Annotated in this window: 16 protein-coding genes and 1 pseudogene; 9 read left to right on the plus strand and 8 right to left on the minus strand. The window is 54.6% G+C overall.

What is annotated here, in order from left to right:
• Positions 1-29: 29 nt before the first annotated feature.
• On the minus strand, positions 30-968 hold the full coding sequence (locus tag Q1M54_RS04680; RefSeq protein WP_300554511.1) for a hypothetical protein: 939 nt from the start codon (positions 966-968) through the stop codon (positions 30-32).
• Positions 969-1,189: 221 nt separating this feature from the next.
• On the opposite strand from Q1M54_RS04680, the gene Q1M54_RS04685 reads away from it, so the two are divergent.
• Positions 1,190-1,933, plus strand: coding sequence for a hypothetical protein (locus Q1M54_RS04685; RefSeq protein WP_300554513.1), 744 nt, complete (start codon positions 1,190-1,192; stop codon positions 1,931-1,933).
• 3 nt (positions 1,934-1,936) lie between these two features.
• On the opposite strand, the gene Q1M54_RS04690 is transcribed toward Q1M54_RS04685, so the two are convergent.
• Positions 1,937-2,365 (minus strand): DUF3293 domain-containing protein, encoded by a 429-nt coding sequence (locus tag Q1M54_RS04690; protein WP_300554515.1) that lies wholly within the window; start codon positions 2,363-2,365, stop codon positions 1,937-1,939.
• A gap of 84 nt (positions 2,366-2,449) precedes the next feature.
• Between Q1M54_RS04690 and Q1M54_RS04695 the strand changes: the two genes are divergently transcribed.
• Positions 2,450-3,265, plus strand: coding sequence for a metallophosphoesterase (locus Q1M54_RS04695; protein ID WP_300554516.1), 816 nt, complete (start codon positions 2,450-2,452; stop codon positions 3,263-3,265).
• Between the two features lie 36 nt (positions 3,266-3,301).
• Here Q1M54_RS04695 and Q1M54_RS04700 read toward each other — a convergent pair whose 3' ends face one another.
• From Q1M54_RS04700 to Q1M54_RS04715, 4 genes are read right to left on the minus strand one after another with little or no spacing between them, the layout of a single operon-like run.
• Entirely contained in the window at positions 3,302-3,979 is a 678-nt protein-coding gene (locus Q1M54_RS04700; protein WP_300554517.1) for a GNA1162 family protein, read from the minus strand.
• Positions 3,976-4,350 carry a DUF4810 domain-containing protein gene (locus Q1M54_RS04705; RefSeq protein WP_300554518.1) on the minus strand — a complete coding sequence of 125 codons (375 nt, stop codon included), beginning with the start codon at positions 4,348-4,350 and terminating at the stop codon, positions 3,976-3,978. Before Q1M54_RS04705 ends, Q1M54_RS04700 begins: the two co-directional genes overlap by 4 nt.
• An 8-nt stretch (positions 4,351-4,358) precedes the next feature.
• On the minus strand, positions 4,359-4,673 hold the full coding sequence (locus tag Q1M54_RS04710; RefSeq protein WP_300554519.1) for a hypothetical protein: 315 nt from the start codon (positions 4,671-4,673) through the stop codon (positions 4,359-4,361).
• 56 nt (positions 4,674-4,729) lie between these two features.
• Positions 4,730-5,599, minus strand: a complete 870-nt coding sequence (locus Q1M54_RS04715; RefSeq protein WP_300554521.1) for a CsgG/HfaB family protein — start codon at positions 5,597-5,599, stop codon at positions 4,730-4,732.
• Positions 5,600-6,088: 489 nt separating this feature from the next.
• Here Q1M54_RS04715 and Q1M54_RS04720 point away from each other — a divergent pair, with 489 nt between their 5' ends.
• Entirely contained in the window at positions 6,089-7,054 is a 966-nt protein-coding gene (locus Q1M54_RS04720) for a YafY family protein (RefSeq protein ID WP_300554523.1), read from the plus strand.
• Positions 7,055-7,063: 9 nt separating this feature from the next.
• Here Q1M54_RS04720 and Q1M54_RS04725 read toward each other — a convergent pair whose 3' ends face one another.
• Together Q1M54_RS04725 and Q1M54_RS04730 are read right to left on the minus strand one after the other, a co-directional pair.
• Entirely contained in the window at positions 7,064-7,672 is a 609-nt protein-coding gene (locus Q1M54_RS04725; protein ID WP_300554525.1) for a hypothetical protein, read from the minus strand.
• Complete coding sequence (locus Q1M54_RS04730) at positions 7,669-8,955, minus strand: serine protease (RefSeq protein WP_300554527.1); 1,287 nt, start codon at positions 8,953-8,955, stop codon at positions 7,669-7,671. The genes Q1M54_RS04725 and Q1M54_RS04730 overlap by 4 nt, the downstream gene beginning before the upstream one ends.
• 307 nt (positions 8,956-9,262) lie before the next feature.
• Between Q1M54_RS04730 and Q1M54_RS04735 the strand changes: the two are divergent.
• The 6 genes and pseudogenes from Q1M54_RS04735 (at position 9,263) to Q1M54_RS04760 (ending at position 21,746) form a co-directional block, all read left to right on the plus strand.
• A pseudogene (locus tag Q1M54_RS04735) lies at positions 9,263-9,753 on the plus strand (thermonuclease family protein).
• A gap of 101 nt (positions 9,754-9,854) precedes the next feature.
• Positions 9,855-10,988, plus strand: a complete 1,134-nt coding sequence (locus Q1M54_RS04740; RefSeq protein WP_300554529.1) for a hypothetical protein — start codon at positions 9,855-9,857, stop codon at positions 10,986-10,988.
• 113 nt (positions 10,989-11,101) lie between these two features.
• Positions 11,102-14,062, plus strand: coding sequence for a DEAD/DEAH box helicase (locus Q1M54_RS04745; RefSeq protein WP_300554531.1), 2,961 nt, complete (start codon positions 11,102-11,104; stop codon positions 14,060-14,062).
• A 2-nt stretch (positions 14,063-14,064) separates the two neighbouring features.
• Positions 14,065-19,257: a class I SAM-dependent DNA methyltransferase gene (locus Q1M54_RS04750; RefSeq protein WP_300554534.1), complete on the plus strand. Its 5,193-nt coding sequence runs from the start codon at positions 14,065-14,067 to the stop codon at positions 19,255-19,257.
• An 18-nt stretch (positions 19,258-19,275) separates the two neighbouring features.
• Positions 19,276-21,003 carry a hypothetical protein gene (locus tag Q1M54_RS04755; RefSeq protein WP_300554536.1) on the plus strand — a complete coding sequence of 576 codons (1,728 nt, stop codon included), beginning with the start codon at positions 19,276-19,278 and terminating at the stop codon, positions 21,001-21,003.
• Positions 21,004-21,062: 59 nt separating this feature from the next.
• Positions 21,063-21,746, plus strand: coding sequence for an OmpA family protein (locus Q1M54_RS04760; protein WP_300554539.1), 684 nt, complete (start codon positions 21,063-21,065; stop codon positions 21,744-21,746).

Raw genomic sequence — 21,746 nt, forward strand, 5'->3', positions numbered from 1 at the left:
CCGATCCAGTCTGGGGATCTGGCGTATAGTTAAAACATCGCTTCCTTGACCGTGACGCCTGCAATCGAAGAATTCATAGGTGCATTGATCATGGCTTCCGGCTGAACCGCAGAGTTGAGGGCAGGCAGTCCGGCAGGCTGATAGCCCTTGTCACCAGGTTGCATGCCCCAGCCAGATGTGATGCCCAGTTTTTCGCGCAAGACATCTAGGTTGTTTTGTGTTGTCGCCAAATCGTCGGAAACACTGGCTTCTGCCACCATGTTCAAGATCTGTGTTTCCATGGCTTCGTTCAATTTGATGAAGCGCACAACACGTCGCTCTTGACCTATAGGATTGACACAGACGGCAAACTCGAAGGTGCCTTCCTTCTTTCCCTCTTCAACTGTGTTCAACACAAATTTGTCATCCACTTGCACAATCGTTTGAGCTTGTTTGGCATTTGCCAGCAGGATCTTGCGCAACATCTGTGTCTTGGCCTCTTTGTGAGTTTTCACGGCCTTGGCTGCTTCCGCGTCTTCTTTGGTGGCGGTGATTTTGGCAATGCCGCCGCGCTCTTTGATGTAGTTGGGAAGCTCTTGCGCAGCCAAGTTCTCGTCGTGTGCCACCTGCAAAACCTTTGAGTAGGTATAGGCCGTTTGACGATCTGTGGGCAAGATGAAGCGCAGCACAGTGGTGAGCCAAGGTGTGTTGGCTTGTGTCTTGACGTCGTGTTCGCTCTCAAGGCGTTCGCGCATGCGCTGCAGGATGTGATCTTTCAAAACGGATTCGTTGATTTGCAGGGCATAGCTGTAGATTGCTCCCAGCAGGGCATAAAGCTCTTTGGTGCCTCGCACTACGTAGGTCTCTACGTACTGGTCATTCATTTTGGCCAGGTTTTGAGCCTGTCCCAAAATCATGTCCACTTGTACTTCGTTGGCACTTTTGTCACTGGGTCGACGCTTGTCCGAGCCGCCCAATGCGCGGTTCATCAAAAGACCAAATGAGAATTCATCCACAGATGAGGCTTGCGCTGTGAGTCCGACGGCAACTCCATTAGCCGTGAGAGGGGCGCTGTTTGCGTTTTCTAAGTTCATTTCAAACTCCTGTTAAATTTCATAACCATGGGTTCCGTCGACCAGGATTGGTGCGACACGCTGAGGTTAGGTTTTGGGACAGGGAGTCAGTTCCTTTTTTCGAGGGGTTCGAAAAAATGAAGTTGGAAACTCAGATATCTGCTAATGGTGGAAAGCCATTGATGCAGGCGATTGCTTCGGGTGGCATGACCGCCGCTGGGAGTGAGCCATTCATTTATGGCGGTTACTTGGAAGTCTGGTTTCGATGTCTGAAGCTGTCCAAGCAGTACATTCAGAACTGCCGAACTGGGATCTTTGGTTCACAGGGTGCAGCCAATACCTTCAAGCTCTTTGGTTGCTTGGAACATTTGACATTGCGTGAGTGGTGGCACGAACGTGGTTGCCAAAACTTTGGGTGCAGCATTGCCACATTCAAAGTGCGCTTAGTAGTAGCACAGCGAAAAACATCCAGTTGCCGTATCACTTTGGATGCCGATGATGAAACACCGGCGGAACTGGTTGGTGATGAGGTCAGTTTTCTGGTTGAGCAGATGCGACTGCTTCAGGGGCAAAGCGGCATGCTTTCTTCGGCACCCAAGTCTTGGTCAATATACAAAAGCCGCATCACACCCGAAGCTATCAAGCTGAACCTGGACGTTCTTGAAGCACATGACACGTTCAAGCGAAATGAACCCAGTTCCAAGCTATGGCGTATCGGAGAACAGATGCGACTAAATCCCAAGGCCATGACCAAAATTGGTGAAACGCCAAAAGAGCAAACAGACAAGCACATCAAGATGGGTCACACAGTCAGTGAGTTGGTCAGGAAGGGGCAGGGCTTGGTTTCGAATGCATGCGAGGGTGTATTTCCCAGGTACTGATTTTTAGTGGTTTTGCGGGTCTATCAACGCTGGTAAGCCACTACTGACAACCCAGACAAACGCGTGTTGCTCGTAGTGCCGTGCCAGTGACTTAGCTGCTTCCAGATCCAGGTTCAGTACTAATACGCTGGCCTCACCTGGCCAGTTGTTGCTAGGGTGTTTGCCAATGCCATCAATGCAGATCAGGCCGCGCCTTTTGAGATTGGCTTTGAGCTCGTTTTGGCGCGCTATGTTTTCTTTGGCTGGCAGGTTTTGGCTGAACGGATTCCAGGCAGTGATGAAGACCGCGCTCAAGGCGTTGTGCTCGGCCATGAGCGCTTTGAGTTCAGGGCAAGGCTGACCAATGTGCAAGGTGAAAGGACGTTCGTAGTGAACGATGTACTCGGTCTCGTTGAAGGCCTGCAAAAGCTCAGCGGGTATCGCGTGTTTCATGAATCCATCCATTTGTTTCATCACTGATTCTGATCTATTCGCCTATATTTGTGGCCATCAATTAAATTGCGGCAAGATGACTGCATGAAAATTCCCCGCATTCTTTGGCTTGGTGTTTTGGTCACAGCCTTACTTACTGTTTTTGCTGTTTCAGCATCTTTGGGGGCAAAGCAAGTTGTTGTTGTCCGGCACGACCTGCGCGCCTCTGCCGATCTGCAGCCCATCCGCTTGGTTCAAATTTCAGACTTGCACCTCAAGGCTTTTGGTGCCCATGAACAAGGTCTAGCTGAACAGCTCTTTGCGCTTGCGCCTGATGTCGTGATCTTGTCGGGCGATGCGGTTGACCGTGCCGATGCGCTGCCGATGCTGCAATCGTTTGTGCGGGCCTTCGCGCCTGTACCGGTATTGTTGGTTCCGGGCAATTGGGAGCACTGGAGCGGCTTGGATTTCCTCGGCTTGCAAAGCATGCTGGCTTCTTCGGGTGGCCAGCTTTTGCTCAACGAGCGGTGGACTTTTTCGCGTGGTGGCCGTAGCCTTGTCGTCATGGGTTTGGACGACGACACAGCAGGCCAGCCAGATCTGCAGTTGCTCGACACTCGCGCGCCAAGCAAAGACGCATTGACTGTGTTGGTCCAACATTCACCGGAATTCTTTGACAAAGCTGATGTTGCCAAACGCATGGCCAATCAACGGTTTGACCTTTGCCTTGCGGGTCATACGCACGGCGGGCAGTTTGCTGTGGGCGGTTGGGCGCCCATCAGGCCCCGGGGCAGTGGCCGCTTTGTCGCAGGTTTTTACGATGTCCCTGGATGCTCTTTGTTTGTTTCTCGAGGCGCAGGGACATCCTTGCTGCCGATGCGCTTGGGCGCAAGGGCAGAAGTGGTGGTGTTTGACTTGTGAATCAGCAAAAAATCAAATCCACCCGGAAATGACTGCTTATCTCTTGCCCGGTTCTACAACCCGGTATGGTCCATTGGGCAAAGCGTTGGGTCCGGTGACAAACACCTCTTGATTTGCTTGTTGCGTCAAGGGCATGTAATTGGGGGCAGCACGGGTAACGGCTGCGTTAATCGCAGCAGTCACCAACGCTGCCATGGGAGACATGGCGTTGTTGTTGTTTTGAGGCTGGTATTGCATGCGCTTGTTGTCACGCCATAATTCCACGCCGTTTTTGCTGACCAAACGGTAATCAAAATCAACGGTCACAACAGTAGTGAACACCGCGAACTTTGCATCCCATTGTTTGATAGCTACATACAGAATCGCATCCGTACCGAAGAGCTTTGCCAATGACTCCGGTGGCTGCTCGTGTATGCGATCAGCCTCATAAAAACCTTCCTGTTCCAGTACAAATTTGGTGGTGTTGACTGGAAAGACATAGTAACCACGTTCAGCAATCGGTATGGGGAGAGACGCCAAGACATAGTTAGGCGCGTCCACGTCCAGAGATCGATTGATGGTTGGTACGATCAAGATCGATCTTGGTGCCGCAGCGACCAGTGCACTTTGATCAGGTTTTGTAGGCTGAGTCACACATCCAGTCAGTGACAACAGGCCCGCACTCAAGGCAAGTACATACAGAAATTTGCCTGAGAAAGACTTTGTGCTGTTCATTGTTTTGTCCCGCTTGCTGCAGATTGCCTGCGTTCTAGGTTTTGAATCAAAGAGGTCATCAAGACTCTGCTTTCAGGCCACGCGTTACGCTCTTTGGTATAGAAGTCGATGGCCTTTTGAGTTGCGCCAGCTTTCAAATACAGGGTGCCCAATTCGGCATACAAACCGGGTGCAACTCTCGCATTTGACTTTTCCATTTCGCCCACGTGCGCTTCAAGCTTGATCCGAAGCGCTTCCATTTTTGTCACGTCTTTGTAGCCTGCGTAAAGCGATTGGTCGTAGCCACCCCATTGGTAAAGACCAGGCGCAGCACATCCAGTCAGAAGCGCAAGGGCTGTCAAAGTTGGTATCCAAAGAATTCGAGAAATCATTTTTGGCCTTATTGAATTAAGAAAGTGCGGTTGACGCCGTCACCGGCATAAAACTTTTCGTCCAAAAGAATCTGGCTGCCCAGAACCACACGCAATTGGTGTGTTCCGGAAATAATGCGCAGAGCAGCGATACCATCCAGATATGAGCCCAAAGAGCCCATGTCCAGCCCATCGACGATCACCCGAGCCGCATGCTGTTGTGTATCAGTTGCTTTGAATGAAATTTGTGGGCGGATGTCTGATACACCTTGCTTTTCCGTTGGCATTTGAGTGCACCCATAAATGCCCAAAACAGGTAAGGCCGCCAAAAGCGTGGCGGTCATGGCCAACCTGGTAAGACTGTTGGCCGTGAAAGTTTTGAAATCAGGTTTTTTTGTCATTACTTGGCTCCATCAAAACGAACGGTCAGTTGATTGGTTTGAAAGCCAGCCAATGAACCCGAAATCACAGTGGCAGCAGAGCCTTCGTTGAGCTCGTTGTCACCAAACAAACTGTCCACTCGAACGCTGGCCACCATACGACCAGGCAGCGTCACCGTCGTGCCTGTTTGGGCGGATTTAACTTGCTCGCCCAGTGTGTGGACACTGAATTGCATGCCGGGTTTGATGCCTTGCAGTCGACCACCCCCTAAAAAGAGCTGATTGCCATCGAGCTTCAAAATACTGGTCTGCCATGGGCGCGAGCTCATCTCTACGGTCAAGCGATTGACCGCTTCACTGACCGCTTGACGAATGGCGGTGTCGTTCAGGGTGCCGTCGTAACTGGCTTGTGAGCCAAACCCAAAGGTGGATGCCGTTTCGGTAGATGCCTCTCCGGCACCAGAGGTGGCAAAAAAGACATGCCCCGTGCTGACTTCAACCACGCGAATGTCAATCTTGGCAAACGCAACTTGTCGCTTGCTTGAAGACACAAAGCCCGTGGCACCCACAGTTTTACGACCAAACTCGGTCAGTGACCCAATGATCAAAGCGTCCACACCAACCAAATTCAAGCGTGTATCGGTCAGTCTGCTTTCAGCTTGCAATCGACCAATGTCAGGCCGTTCAAATACAAGATAGCCGCCTGATGACGTCAAAGCTTTGCTCATCAAGTCTGTGACCTGCTTACCCAGTGGGTCTCCGCTGTTGTCCCGCAACAAGGACTGTCCGTAGCTCGTTTCATTGCTGATGCGGCCAAGGGCAATTTTTCTTTTGAGTGTCGGTACAGCTGGGGCAGCTGCCAAAACCGCTTGTTGTGCAGCTTTTTGCATCGCAACTGGCTGTGGAGCTTCAATGCTTGAAATGGGGGGTGATTGAACAGCACAACCCGATAAGGCAACGGCCAACAAAGTCATCAAGCCAATTGACAGCCGCCTTTCTGATGACGCTTGGGGAGTGCGGTGCTTGTGGACGAGGAGGGGAGGTAAAGCCATTTTTCTTGCCTTTAAAAACTTGATGGATTGTTTGAACGTACGGGTGCGCTCAAGTCACATCATTTTTTGCTTTGGCAAGCTCAACACAAGAGCCCATCAAGCTGTGAATTAACCCAGTCTTTGAACTGACCTTCAACCGCAAAAGCTCACCGCATGAGCTTGCAAAGATTGAATTGGGGTGGTTGGCTCACGTCATGAGCTTTTTCCGCTGGTCGCACATACAGCTAACACTTGAAAAAGGCAGCTTCAACAGGCTTACAGGATGAGCTTGTCGAATGAAATGATCCTCTCAATTAAATAAACAACATAAAAAAGAGATCAAGCATCATGAGTGAAGTTGCACGGCTGTATCGGTACAAGAGTTTGTTCAGCGGACGCACAGCCATTTCTGCCATTGAATTGCAACGCGAGTTGGAAATTTCTCCAGCCACGTTTAAGCGCGACATTGCCAAACTTCGCGACCAGCTGAACGTGCCCATCGTTTACGACAGAGCTCTCGGCGGTTACAGGCTCAGTCCGTCTCAAAAAGTGGCTGAGTTGCCGGGCATATGGTTTACCCACGATGAGCTGTTAGCGCTGGTGTCCATTGAGCATCTCTTGTCTCAGCTCGAGCCCACCGTTTTGGCGTCGACCCTCAAGCCCATTCAGGGTCGCTTGGCGCAATTGTTAGAAGAGCTGGGTTTCGCCAATCAAAGTTTTGGCATGAAAATTCTCTTGCTGCAGTCCAAAAAGCGCACTTTGCCCCCTAAGCTTTTTGAAAGCGTGGCTGCAGCTACTTTGATCGGTAAGCGCATCAAAATTCTGCACCGCAATCGGCACACCAGCGTCACAGTTGAGCGAGTGGTTTCACCCTTACGTTTGGTTCATTACCGCGACAACTGGTATTTGGATTCGTGGTGCCATCTGCGAGAGGGCTTGCGCAGTTTCTCGATCGACGCCATTGAAAATCTAGAAGCCTTGAACGATGACGGAATCAAGGTCTCGAAAGAGAGCCTACATGCCGCCATGGGCGCTGGATACGGAATTTTTTCTGGCAAAACCATCACATGGGCAACTTTAAAGTTTTCTCCCAAAAGGTCGCAATGGGTCTCGCGAGAGGTTTGGCATCCCAATCAAAAGTCCAGCTTTGAGGCAGATGGCAGCTTTGTTCTGATGATTCCTTATTCGGACGATCGCGAATTGATTGGCGACATCATGCGATTTGGTCCGGAGGTGGAAGTGATGGCGCCTCAATCGCTCAAATCAAAAGTCCACAGCACATTGCTTGCCGCTTTGAGCCGGTTTGTTTCATAAAAGCGGTGGCTATTTGACTTGGCCCCATCCGGCCTTTTTCCAGAGCTCATCCAACCCCCGATCCAAGTTGGGCTCTGCGGGGGCCACCCAATAAGCAGGGTAGATGTTGACCTGATAGGGCAATTCATTCAAAGCCTCGGTACCGTTTTGGTCTGCCCAATTGTTCAGGCCCACATAGCCCAGTGCTATGCAGCCCGCCATGGCCCACAGACACACCATGCGGTTGTTCAACCAGCCCCAAGCCATTCTCAGTTGCAGCAAGCCAAGCAAGACGATCAGCACCGCGCGTGTGATGTTATTGAACTCATGTGGCCAAGGCCAAGCCATTGCAAAAAACAACCATGGCATGGCAATGATCAGCAAGCACAAGTCGATGATTCCTGCTGCAGCCGTCACAGCGATGTGTTGGCTGACCTTGGCGCGGCCACTTGCAACGTGGCTGATCCATGACCAAGCCGCAACCCATGCGCTCATGATGGCAAAACGATCGGTCAAGTTTTTGGTGAAAAACGCCGGATCCGTGTTCTGCAAGGTGTAGTTTTGGTAATACCAAACGGTAATGCCAATGAACGCAAGCACCAAGCTGGCAGCGGATACTGAAACCGAACGCACGTTCATGGCTTGGCCTTGTCAAAGTTGGCATCAAAGGCAAGACTGGACATGGACTTTTTCAGGATAGCTTTGGCCGTAGCATCGTCAAATCCGTCCAGTCCCATGGCCACAACCAGCGCGTTAGGTCCCCTGACCAAGGGCGTGTACCTAAAGCGGTACTCGTTCAAATTGGGCAACTTGGTCAATGCCCGGCGACAAGCGTGCAGCTGCACTGTCAGGCCGTGGGGTACTTTGACCCTTTGCTCTGAGCACTGCCAAGGCGTTGAGTCAACAGGCGCTTTGCTGACGCCAGACAGTCCATAAAGCCTGCGCTCCACCAGACTGGCCATTTGCAAATCGGTCAGGCCCGGCCCTTGCAACAAAAACGAGCCAGAAATGATGTTGCCAGCCTGCTGTTCGTCCATCACGTAAAGCCCACTGGCCGACTCGCAAGTCTGCTTGACCACGCTGTAGCGCCATTGGGTGTTGTTCTGCATCTCCGTCGAGCAGACTTGCTGATCCGCCAAGTCGGCCCGAACATTGAAGGGCCCCAGCCTGCGCACATTGTTCAAGCCAGTGTCCAGGCGCTGCAGCTGTTGCTGGCCAAACAATGCCAATTGCTTGGAAATATCAGCCCGCAGTTGGGCGTTGTCTGGGGTGCTTTGCTCGGCCGTCCGCTTGATCAAAGTGCTGACGGCGGAGGAGGGTATGACCAAGCCAATCAACTGGTGCCGGGTGCTGGTGGCCACATTGACACCCACAACGCGGCCGCGGGCGTCCAAGGTGGGCCCGCCGCTCATTCCGCTGTTGATGGCACCGCTGAACACAATCAGGGGCGAGGACTGCTCATCGTGCATGCCATTGAATGAGCCATTGACGATGCTGTACTCAAAAGACCCGGGCTTGCCCACAGAAAACCCGTTCTCACCCTTTGCAGGCAAAGCCTCACGCAGCTCCAACAAAGGACCATCGATGGGTGATGGCAAATGCAAAATCGCCAAATCATTCAGTACGTCCACCGCTATGACTCGCGCTGTTTGCTTGACTCTTTCTGAAGTGTGTACGGTCAGGTTGTGCGCCTTGGCTTCAAAGATAGCGTCGGTCACGGCGTGGTAATTGGTGACCACCCAGTCTTTGCGATGGGTAATGAAGCCACTGGCGCTGGAGACCACACCCGAATTGCCACTGACCTCAGTTTTGACCACCACCACTGATGGGCTGATGCGTTTGAATAAGGTCTCGGCGTTGTTGGCCTGCGCCCAAGCCAAATTCCAGCCCAGAAATACCAGCACCACAGCGGTCAATTTCATCATCGAGGACCGTACGTTCAACGGTCGCACTAAATCAATAGGTATGGCTAAAAATGTGCTCGGCATCTAATTCTCTAAATTTGATAATTTCGTAAATAACGGGTGCAGTGTAAGCAGCCTAGGTTTTGGCTGATGCTGCATCTACATTCATCTTTTGATCCTGATCGCAGCATTTGTATCTTTTTGACCATGGTCTGACATCACAGGCTCACGCGATGAGCTTCTGAAAAGACAAGCCCTAAAAACTTAAAAATGCAAAAAATACAAAGGCATGTGACAAACTGCCTGTATGAAGAATTTCTTGTCAATGGTGGTGGTCTTGCTGGGTTTGTTGGTCACGAACGCCAACGCCACCTTTGTGCTGCAGGGCTTGGTAATTGGTGTGTCGGATGGTGACAGCATCACCGTCTTGGACAGTGACAAGCGGCAACACAAAATAAGGTTGCAAGGCATTGACGCGCCAGAAAAGGCCCAGGCCTATGGCCAGAAGTCCAAAGAATCGCTTTCGAAGTTGGTCTACAAAAAACAGTTCAGGTACATTGGTCCAAAAAAGACCGATTTGGCCGGACCGTGGGGCAGGTGATGCTTGGCGACATCGACATTTGTTTGGAGCAAGTCAAGCGCGGTATGGCTTGGCATTACAAAGATTACCAAAGCGAGCAGTCGATCGAAGAGCGTGTTCTATACGACCGCGCTGAAACACAGGCCCGTGAAAATCGCTCTGGCCTTTGGCAAGACCCAGCGCCCATGGAGCCGTCGGCCTTCAGGCGAGAAAAACGCAGAACTTCAGCAGGTTGATAGTCTGGTTTCGTTTGGCGTACTGTATTCAAGCACAGTGGCACAAGCTCATTTGAAGAGCCAGTGAGTTCGTAGGATAAGGGGCTAAAAAAGGATTTTCCATGCTCCCAGGCCCAATTCGTCTATACAGTTGTGGTTCGTGCTTTGGCTTGTTTTCGCGCAGGACGCTTGCTTCGGGTAACACCTTTGGCGCGCAATATCGCTCGGACGGCCAGATGAAGGCCCGCATGTTGCCGCAGACGCCGCCTTTGGTCGTCTGCCCTCACTGCCAAGCCCTGTTTTGCATGCTGGGTGCAAAGCACGCCATTGAGTTCAGGAACTACTTTCCAGGTTGGGGCTTTCTGGGGGAGCCGACGCCTGAAGAAGTGGCCAGTAAAAAGGCTCAAGAAGCCTTGGCTCAACAATACAAGGATGTCCCCCACTACGAACTGGCATCAAACACCCAGTGTTTGGAATATGTCCAGAGCCACAAAATGGCTGAGAACGAAGAGCGTTTGCGCCTTTATGCCTGGCACCGTGTCAACGACGAGCGGATGGACTCACCCCGAAATCTTTCTGCTGCAGAAGCTCAAAACCTTCAATCACTCTTGATGCTGTGGGATACAGAAGAGGATGATGCCATCCTCATCAAGGCCGAAATGCTGCGGGAACTGGGGCAATTCGCTGCAGCAGCCGCCGTTTTGGACCACGATTTCAGCGCCGAAGCTGAAGCTCAAGCAGAGCAAATCATGCAGGCGATCGAACGGCAGGATGACCAACCCTTCATCCTCGCGCCCAACCGGGATGACGGCGACATTGAATTCGCTTGGGCATGGCAAGCCCGCCGCCACCCAACCGAAGTGCCGCAATTTCTGGGTGAGGACTCATTTGACCCACCCCTGTTTCAGGTCAACAACAGAGATTGGTGGGTCAAAGTGCTGGGAATGATGTCGCACAACTGGGCCTTGATTGAGCCCCAAAACCCTTCAGGGGCGGTTGTTTACTTTTTTCACGACTTGGGCACTGCCCTTCGGCCTAACGGTTTCAAGCTGAAACAAATAAAAGGTCGCAGTGCTGTTGTAGATTCATTGAGCTTTGATTCTTTGCCCGAAGCAGAGGCAGCATTGCGCAACAACCATTTTGAGAGACTGGTGCTAAACCCCGGCCCTTGGCTAGGCTTTGAGCCGACAGGACACTTTTACGATGCAAGGGCAACGGAGGAGGGGATTTACTCGCGCAAGGGATATTGGCGTTAAGTCGACAGATCATGGACGGCTCAAAAACCAGATAGTGGCAAAAAAGGCCAGCCCCCAGCCAGATAACCTCCTCTTTTTAAGCAAAAATCAGTCAATACAAAATTTAAGCACCAATGACCCAGCTTGCCCCCGGCGCCCGCGCCTTGATCCGAGACGAAGAATGGCTGATTCGCCGCGTTGACCCCTCTGCTGACGGCGGTTGGCTGCTCACTTGCGACGGCATCTCGGAGCTGGTGCGGGGCCAATCGGCGCTGTTCCTCACGGAACTTGAAGACGACATCGAAATCCTCGACCCGTCCCAAACCCTGCTGGTTCCCGACGACAGCCCCAAATACAACGCCACCATGCTCTATTTAGAGAGCCAGCGCAGGCGTACCGTGCCCAACGACACGCGCATCCACTTGGGCCATCGGGGTGTGATGAATGTCGTGCCTTACCAGCTCGATCCGGCCTTGCAAGCCCTGCAACAGCCCCGCGCCCGCATCTTGATTGCCGACTCGGTCGGTCTGGGCAAAACCCTTGAGGCAGGCATCTTGGCCACCGAACTGATCCAGCGCGGTCGCGGCAAGCGCATTTTGGTGGTCACCCAAAAAGCCATGCTCACCCAGTTCCAAAAAGAATGGTGGAGCCGTTTTTCTATTCCCTTGGTCCGGCTTGATTCGATGGGCCTGGCACGCGTTCGCAACCGCATCCCGGCCAACCACAACCCTTTCAACCATTTCGATCGCAGCATCATCTCCATCGACACGCTCAAAAGCAATCTGGAGTACCGTAACTATTTGGAAAACGCCTGGTGGGACATGATCGTCATCGACGAATGCCACAACGTCGCCGCCCGCGCTGGCGAAATGGGCCTGGCCAAACGTGCCAAGCTCGCCCGCCTGCTGGCCACCCGGTCCGACACGCTCATCCTCTTGTCAGCCACACCGCACGACGGGTCAGCCCGCAGCTTTGCCTCGCTTATGTCGCTGCTTGACCCGACCGCCATTTCTGACCCGGACGACTACACGCCCGACGACTTCAAAAACAAAGGCCTGGTCATCCGTCGTTTCAAGCACAACATCAAGGATCAAGTCACGTCCGACTTCCAAGAGCGGGTCACCACCTGCCTGCGCCAAGCCGCTAGCGCCCAAGAAGAAGCCGCCTACCGTGCCTTACTGGCTATTCCCTTTACGCAAAACGGCCAACACAAAGGCGGCAAGCAGCAGCAACTGCAACGCGTTGCAATGCAAAAAGGTTTGTTCTCCAGCCCCGCTGCCGCGCTCGAATCGGCCAACAAGCGAATCCAGTTGCTCCAGCAAAAATCGGCCCCGACTGCAGAAGAGGGCACCGAAATCGCCCACCTGCAAGACTTCATCGCCACGCTGCAACCCATCACCCAAGACGCCAGCGCAGCAGGCTTCAGCAAATACCAGCGTCTGTTGGCCCACTTGCAAAGTGCTGACTTTGGCTGGAACAACCAAGACCCCGCCGACCGGCTGGTGGTGTTCTCCGAGCGCATTGAAACCCTGCACTGGCTGCAAAAGCAGCTGGCCAAAGACCTCAAGCTCAAAGACAAACAGCTCGATATCCTGCACGGCGGCATGCCCGACACCGAGCAGCAAGAAATGGTCGAGCGCTTTGGTCGCCAAGACGACCCGATCCGCGTGCTCCTGTGTTCCGACGTGGCCAGCGAAGGCCTAAACCTGCATTACTTCAGCCACCGCTTGGTTCACTTCGACCTGCCTTGGTCGCTCATGGTCTTCCAGCAGCGCAACGGCCGTGTGGACCGCTACGGCCAAAAGCACCAGCCCCACATCGTGTACCTGTTCACCGAAGCCGTGACCGAACACATCAAGGGCGACCTGCGTATTCTGGAAATCCTGCAAAACAAAGACGATCAGGCCAACAAAAACCTGGGCGATCCTTCGGCCTTCCTGAACGTGTTCGACCCCGAAAAAGAAGCCGAAAAAGTCGGTGGTTTCATGGCCGAAGGCCTGAGCCCCGAACAAGTCGAAACCACTCTGGACCAAGCCGCCAGCAACACCCAAGACAACGAAGGCGACTGGTTGCTCACCCTGTTTGGCGGCGGCGCAGACGCCACCAGTTCAGACGCCAGCACAAGCGCTGCAACCAGCGCAGCCAAAACAGCCTCCAGCCTCGACCACATCCATAATCCGCTGTCGCTGTTCGACAACGACTTCCACTACGCCACCACCGCGCTCACGCAAATCAACCAGGCCACCCCGGTGTGCCAGTGGACCCAAGCCGCTGAAGAACAAATCATCAGCATCACCGCCCCGCTGGACCTGCAAGACCGCCTGCGCCAATTGCCCCGCGAGGCCCAGGCCGACAGCGACCTGTATGCCCTGTGCGCCAACCGCGACCGCGTGGCCGAAGCCATCGAAAAAGCCCGCCAAGCCCGCGCCGAAGAAGACACCTGGCCCCAGCTGCATTACCTGTGGGCGCAGCACCCCATCATGGAATGGCTGGGCGACCGCGTACTCAGTCAGTTTGGCCGTCACAGCGCCCCCTTGCTGCTCAGCGCCCAGCTGCAGCCGGGTGAACAAGCCTTTGTGCTCATGAGCCTGGTGCCCAACCGCAAAGGCCAGCCCCTCATGGTCGAATGGCAAGTCGCCACCCGCGTGGGCGAGCAAGGCGCATTCCAGCTCGAAGCATTTGAAACCTTTGCCACCCGTGCTGGCCTGCAAGCCAACCGCCTGGCCAACCGGGGGCAGGGCGCGGCTTACCAGTCTGTCGCCTCCCCCATGCAAGCCGCCTTGCCCGGTGCCGTAGCCACCATGCTCGCCTTCATGGCGCAGCAGCAAAAGCAATTTGCCGCTCAGCTCGATGCCCGGCTGCAAGCCACCCTGGCCGAACTCAAGCTCCTGCAAGACAAACAAATCGTCCAGCTGGAGCTGCGATTCGAAAACCAAATCGAAACCGTCAAACGCAGCCGCCTCGAAAACCGCACTCGCCAAATTGGCCGCGTGTTTGACGACTACCGCCAGTGGGTGCAAGACACCCTGACGACTGAGCCCAAGCCCTGGATACAGGTGCTGGCCGCCGTGTGCAACCCCACTGCTGGAGCCTGAACATGCCCGTCCTCGACGCCGTCCAAACCTTCGCTGGCATTGCCAACGAAAACGAGTTTTACAGCCACCACTACCTGGCCGAAGTCTTCAAAGGCGACATCAAAGCCAAGCTCGACGCTTGGGAAGCCGCAGAGGCCGACCACACCAGCGATGCCCAAGATCACGAACAACACCGCGCCCCCCACAAACGCCTGCAAGCCTGGGCACAAAAATGGTTTGCCCTGCGCGGCCAGATCACCCGCGCCAAAGACGACGCCGAAAAACTCGCGCTGTTCACCCAGCTGCAAACCGGCTTGTTGCAAGCCCTGGGCTACAGCATCCAGCACGATGCCGCCCAGCGCCCGGTAGAACTGGTGGCTGGGCAGGCCATACCCCTGTGGAGCCTGCTGGCCAAAGACGCCAGCAGCCAAACCACTGCCGCACAGCTGGCACTGCACCCCCCGCAACTGGCCATTGCCCCCGCTTACCAACCCGGGCAAGAAGGCGAAGACCTGCTTGACCACACCTTAACCCGCCTGCACTACGCCGGGGCCGATGTGCCCGCGCCGTTGGTGGGCGAGGGCTGGGACAGCCTCGTTTCTGAAGCCCTGTTCGGCGCCGACCTGGCACCGCGTTATGTGCTGCTTGTGGGCCTGGACCAATGGCTGCTGCTCGACCGCTACAAGTGGCCGCAAAACCGCGCCCTGCGTTTTGACTGGGCCGAAATCCTCGACCGCAAAGACCCGGCCACCCTGCAAGCCGCTGCCGCCTTGCTGCACCAAAGCAGCTTGGCCCCCGGCCAGGGCAACAGCTTGCTGGAGAGCCTGGACGAAAACGCCCACAAACACGCCTTTGGTGTGAGCGAAGACCTCAAGCACGCCCTGCGCGAAGCCATCGAACTGCTGGGCAATGAAGCCGCCAACCAACTGCGCCAACAAGCCAGCGATAGCAAAAAAGGCTTCTTCAGCGGCAAAGACCAGCTCGACCCCGCCGACCTCAGCCTCGAATGCCTGCGCATGGTCTACCGCCTGCTCTTCATGTTCTACATCGAGGCGCGACCCGAGTTGGGCTACGTGCCCATATCCAAAAGCGAGGTCTACCTCAAGGGCTACAGCCTGGAGAGCCTGCGCGACCTGGAGCTGAAAAAGCTCAACACTCCCGCAGCCCACGACGGCGTTTACTTCGACAAAACTCTGCGCCGCCTGTTCAAACTCGTGGCCCAAGGCTGCGGCCTGTCTAGCCAGCAAGACATCCACAGCTTGGCCGGTGCCAAAGACACCTTCGCCCTGGCCCCGCTCGACAGCCGCCTGTTTGACGAAACCACCATGCCCCTGCTGGCCAAGGTGCAGTTCCCCAACCATGTGTGGCAAACCATCATCCGCCTCATGTCGCTCACCCGTGGCCGGGGGCGGGGCAAGCGGGGCCGCGTCAGCTACCAGCTGCTGTCCATCAACCAGCTGGGCGCGGTGTACGAAGCCCTGCTCAGCTACCGTGGCTTCTTTGCCGCCGAAGACCTGTACGAAGTCAAACCCGGCAAAAAGAAAGGCAGCACCACAGACGGCGGCGATGGTGAAGGTGACGACGAAGACAACGACGACGACAGCCCCAATGACAGCTCAGTCAGTGGCCGCAGCGCCGAGACCAACGGCGACGACAAACTCGACAACGCCTGGTTCGTGCCCGCCAGCCGCTTGGGCGACTACACCGACGACGAAAAGGTTTACGACGTCAACGAAGCCGGTCACCGCCAACTGCGCAAACACCCGCGTGGCAGCTTTGTCTACCGCCTCGCCGGGCGCGACCGCCAAAAAAGCGCCAGTTACTACACCCCCCAAGTGCTCACCCAGTGCTTGGTCAAATACGCGCTCAAAGAACTGCTGGGCAGCGACCGCGTGCAGTGCGCCGACGACATCCTCACGCTCACGGTGTGCGAGCCCGCCATGGGCAGCGCCGCATTCTTGAACGAAGGCGTCAACCAACTGGCCGAAGCGTATTTGGAGCGCAAGCAAGCCGAACTCAAAACCCGCATCCCCCACGACGACTACCCGCAAGAGCTGCAAAAGGTGCGCATGTACCTGGCCGACCGCAATGTGTACGGCGTGGACTTGAACCCCGTGGCCGTGGAGTTGGCCGAAGTGTCCATCTGGCTCAACGCCATCTATGGCGAAACCGATGCCCAAGGTCAGCCCAAACCCGCTCGAGTGCCTTGGTTTGGATACCAGCTGTTCAACGGGAACAGCCTCATTGGTGCCCGCCACCAGGTCTACAAAGCCAGCAGCTTGGACAAAAAAGCCAATCCCCCGTGGCACGAAGAAGCCCCGCGCCGTGCCACCGCCCAGCAGCCCCGCCAGCCGGACGAAATCTGGCACTTCTTGCTGCCCGACCCCGGCATGGCCGACTACACCGACAAAACCGCCAAGGCGCTTTATAAAGAAGAGTTCGACAGCCTCAAATCTTGGCGCAATGCGATAAAAAAACCGTTGGAACCGCACGAGCTGGCTCGACTGCAACAGCTCAGCACCCGCGTGCAAGAGCTGTGGAAAGAACATACCAAAGCCCTGGCCCGCGACCGCGCCCGCACCGAAGACCAGCTCACCGTCTGGCCTCACGCTAGCAAAGCCGCCGTTCCAGGCACAAGCCCAGGCACACCCAACGACGCACGGGCCGAGACCATCACCCGTGCCCAAAAAGAAGCCATCCGCAAACAAGGCCTGTTCAACGAAGACGGCGACCTGGCCACCCCCTTTCGCCGCCTCAAACTCGTCATGGACTACTGGTGCGCCCTGTGGTTCTGGCCCATCACCGGGGCCAAACAACTGCCCAGCCGCGAAGAGTGGTGGTTGGAAGTGGGCGCAATCCTCGAAGGCAACATCGTCGACATCGGCCAGCAACCCGGCCTGGACTTAATACCCACCGAACCCGAAGCGCCGCAAGTCATCTTCCCTGAAGTGCAAGGCAGCCTGGACGGCTTCGAGACCCAACTGCCCCTGTCCCAAGCCGCCGACCAGCCCAATTTGCACGACAAACTGGGCCAACTGCGCATCGGCAAACTGCGCCAACACTTCCCCCGCATCGCCCTGGTCGAGGCCGTAGCCACCAACCGAAAGTTCATGCACTGGGAGCTGTGCTTTGCCGACGTGTTGCTCCAGCGCGGTGGCTTTGACTTGATCTTGGGAAACCCGCCTTGGCTCAAGGTCGAGTGGAACGAATCTGGCATCCTGGGCGAGCGCAACCCTGTGTTTGCCGTGCGCAAAATCAGCGCGAGCGACTTGGCCAAACTGCGGGCCGAAGCCTTTGACCAATTTGCAGGCCTGCAACAAGCCTGGACCGAAGAGCTGCAGGAAGCCGAAGGCACGCAGAACTTTTTGAACGCGGTGCAAAACTACCCGTTGCTCAAGGGTGTGCAGACGAATTTGTACAAATGCTTCATGCCGTTAGCTTGGAATCTCAACAGTGCGAAAGGTGTGTCGGCTTTGTTGCACCCCGAAGGGCCATATGACGACCCGAAAGGTGGCGGTTTGCGTGAAGCCTTGTATTCACGGCTACGTCGACATTTCCAGTTCGTGAACGAGTTGGCACTGTTTGCAGAGGTGCACCACCTCACCAAATACAGCGTCAACATTTACGGCCCGCCGCAGGACCAACCATCATTCGACCAACTGGCCAACCTTTTTGCGCCCGCCACGGTGGACGCCTGTTACCTGCACGAAGGCCAAGGCGTTGTAGGCGGCTACAAAAACGAGCAAGGCCAGTGGAACACCTCAGGCCACCGCGACCGCATCGTCAAGGTGAACGAGAACGCGCTGGTCACCTTTGCCCAGCTCTACGATGAGCCCGGTACGCCACCCCGCCGCGCCCGACTGCCGGCTTTGCACGCAGGGGCGTTGAGCAGTGTCCTTGGGAAACTCGCCGCTTACCCGCGTCGCCTTGCTGATCTAGGTGAGAACTACTTCTCAACAGTAATGTTTGATGAGGCCTACGCGCAGAAAGACGGCACTATCGCACGTCGCCACACCAGCGACTCGGGTTTTGCTGTTACCCCCGAAGACTGGGTGCTCTCAGGCCCACACTTTTTTCTAGCCAATCTCTTCAACAAAACCCCTCGCAAAATCTGTACCGCCAACGGGCACTACGACGTCATTGATCTCGAAACGCTGCCTGACGACTACCTGCCCCGCACCAACTACCTACCCATGGCTGACAAAATCGAATACCTGAGCCGCACGCCTAGGGTGAGTTGGCGGGCGGAGGGTGAGACGCAGGGGCAACCTGTGACTGATTTTTACAGATACGTTTCACGCAAGATGGTGGGGGCGTCCTCTGAAAGGACGTTGTGCGGCGCAGTCATGCCCCCAAAATCAGCGCATATTGACGGCGCCTTTTCAATAGCTTTTCGAGAGAACAGTCATCTTATTGCGACGTCAGCATGGTGGGTTTCTTTGCCATTGGATTTCCTTTTGAAGTCAACGGGGAAATCGAATTTCAGAGGAGATACCGCTGATCAGATGCCAGTGCCGTCGGATTCTCACGAAAAAGACAGCAGGCTCTTCGCTCGTTACCAATCGCTTTTCTCTCTCACAAGGCACTACGCCCCCCTGTGGGAAGAAGTCTTCGACCTCGAATTCGCCGAGCAATGCTGGAGTCAGCCCGATAACCCGCGCCTGCAGCAAGACTTCTGGCAAAACCTCACCCGCGACTGGACCCGTCACTGTGCCCTGCGCAGCGACTACGCACGCCGCATGGCCTTGGTCGAAATCGATGTGCTGGTCGCCCAGGCCCTGGGACTCACGCTCGATGAGCTGCAGCTCATCTACCGTGTGCAGTTCCCGGTCATGCAAGGCTACGAGCGCGACACCTGGTACGACATCAAGGGCCGCATCGTCTTCACCAACAGCAAAGGCCTGATCGGCGTCGGCCTGCCCCGCAAAGGCAGCCGCACCACCCCCAAAACCCGCATCACCACACCCGACGGCAAAACCAAAGACGGCAACCACGGCTGGGAAGACCTCTACAAAGACGGCGAGTTCAAAGTCGAAGACGGCACCACCATCGCCATGACCGTCACCGACGACACCTTGCCCGGCGGCCCCCGCCAAGTCACCCGCACCTACACCGCCCCCTTCGCCCGCGCCAACCGCGAAGAAGACTACCGGACGGCTTGGGCGTTTTTTGAGTCTGGTGCACCGTCAGAAAAAGCACCCACAATTCAGAATTGAATGGACAGGTAACTATTTATGGATTTCATCCTCAATTTTCTAAGCAACAGTCCCGAAGTCACGGCAATTGCTGTCCTGATCTTGGTGGGATCATGGATCGCTTATGTGTCATGGTTCAAGTCAGCAGTCAGGGAGACCACTACTGGACTTTACAAACTGACCGTTGATGTGGGGCAGGATGTAGATGGCTGGCAGGGCTGCAATGAAAGGGTTGTCGAGAGCATCAAGAGGCACCCACGTTTGGCCGCAAGTTGGCTTGAAACACAGGGGCGTGTTACGGCAGTTCCAGTTGGTGACAAGACGGTCCATGTCATGTTTGGTTTGCCGCGCGACGTATGGAATGCACAAGCGTTATTGGGGAGATCTTTCAATTTGAGCTTGGCCGATGCAGTCCCGAATATTTTGGTGGGTGTTGGCTTGCTGTTTACGTTCTTTTTCCTTTCTGTTGCGCTCACCGAAACGACAGCAGTTCTTGGAGGAGCAGCAGACGCCAAGCAAACACAAAGTGCGATTGAGGCACTGCTCAAGGTTGCAGGTGCAAAGTTTTTGACATCATTGGCTGGACTTTTAAGTTCTATTGTCTGGACCTTTTTGGCCAAAAAAGAAATGGCCAAACTGGCGGCAGCCAATGACTATTTTCTTGACGCTCTTGGTCGTGCCGTGCCTTCCAACGGCGGTGAATTGATCATGCAACAACAGGTGATCTTTGCCGGTAAGTCGCATGCAAATGTTGAAGACGTTATGGGCTTGACAGAGGAGTTGCTCACGGAGTCGCGAGAACAAACGGGGACTTTCAAACGATTTGAGACTGATTTGGCGGTGTCGCTAGCAGCTGCGATCAACAAGTCAGTTTCTCCACAAATGGAGGCGATGACGACAAAACTCGTGGGCGCTATCGAAGGACTGAGTGAAAAGCTGGGGTCTATGAACCAAGAGGCGCTCAAAACAATGCTGGACGATTTTGCGGTCATGCTCAAGAAAGCAACAGAAACTGAGATGAATCAGTTGCAGCTCACGCTTAAGGAACTTGCCGAGAAATTACAAACCGCTGGCGGTAACCTTGGGCAGGGTGGCAAAGATGCAGGTAATGCTATCAATGAGGCCAGTGCGCTTTTGGTAAGCCGAGTGCAAGAGATTTCAGAAAATCTCGCAAAGGGCGCTTCCAATATGGATGTTGCAGCGACAGCCATCAAGTCAGCAATGAATGAATTAGAGGTTACTGTCCTTGAGGCCTCGAATATCGGTAAGAGAGGCGCTTTGTTTGTTAATGATGCTTTGGAAAAAGCAGGTGAGACGGTTGAGCGTTTGGGTTCAGTATCGGGTGGTCTGGTCGAAGCGTCACATGCCATGGAGTCAGTTGGTGGAAAAATCGCCAACGTGGTCGATACGGTCGAGGAGCTTTCCAAAGAACAGCGAGCGGTGGTGCTGGCAGTGAGAGAAGTAGCGCCAACGGCGTTGGCCGCTGTTGAACGAGTAACGGGTGTCTTGGACCAGGCCGCAAACCAAACGCTGGGGGTCATGCAACAGACCAAGCAATCTATGGAATCGACTGCCGCAACCTTGGGAAAAACCGTCGCATCCATTACCGAGGGTGTGACGGTCTACACCGATCAAGTCGCAGAGTTGCATCGGAAAATGGACAGCCAATTTGCAAAAGCTGTAGGTAGTTTTGACAAGGGCGTTAGTGAGTTGACCGAGTCTGTCGAAGAGCTGTCTGAAGTTATGCAGCGCAAGAAAGGCCAATGATGTGGAGTCGACCACTACGGCACGATGAACACTCATCTGGCGAGGGTGAGCAGAGTTACTTGGCCTCTGCTGCTGACTTGATGATTGGGTTGCTGTTTGTCTTCATCATCATGGTTGCATTTCTCGCCCTTCAAAAGAAGGCTGAGCAGGAAGCGCGTGAGGGTGACCGCGACCCTCGAGGAACTGTCACGTTGGCTATTGGTAATGAAATAAAAAACACACTCAACACAGTCAAAATTGACCCTGCGAGTGGCGTGATCACCTTGCCAGAAGATTTGCTTTTTGACAGTGGCAGTTCATTTTTAAAAGAAACTGCTGTTCAAAGATTGGGGGAAACCTCAACCAAGTTGAGTGACGTGCTGAAGTGCTTTGTTGCCAACAAGCGGGTTGCTGAAAAATGCAAAAACAATCCATTTGGGCATGAAATTGAAACAATTTTTATTGAAGGCCACACCGACAGCAGGCCCATGAATCGAGAAGGTGGCAATACCAAGCTTTCATTAGATCGAGCCATCTCGGTGAACAACGCACTGGTTCAAGGCACTTCCTTGGTTGACTACAAGAATCATCAAGGCCATCCGATTTTTTCTTACAGTGCGTATGCCGAAAACAGACCATTGATCAAAAACGATCCGACGGATGGTCGTAACCGTCGAGTGGATTTGAGGATCGTGCTGACCTATCGGCCAGCGGGTGGTGAAACGCCCATTGAGGGTGTTTCCCGGTTTGTCGCAAAACCATAA

This window comes from Limnohabitans sp. Rim8, assembly GCF_943326455.1.
GTDB lineage: Bacteria > Pseudomonadota > Gammaproteobacteria > Burkholderiales > Burkholderiaceae_C > Limnohabitans_A.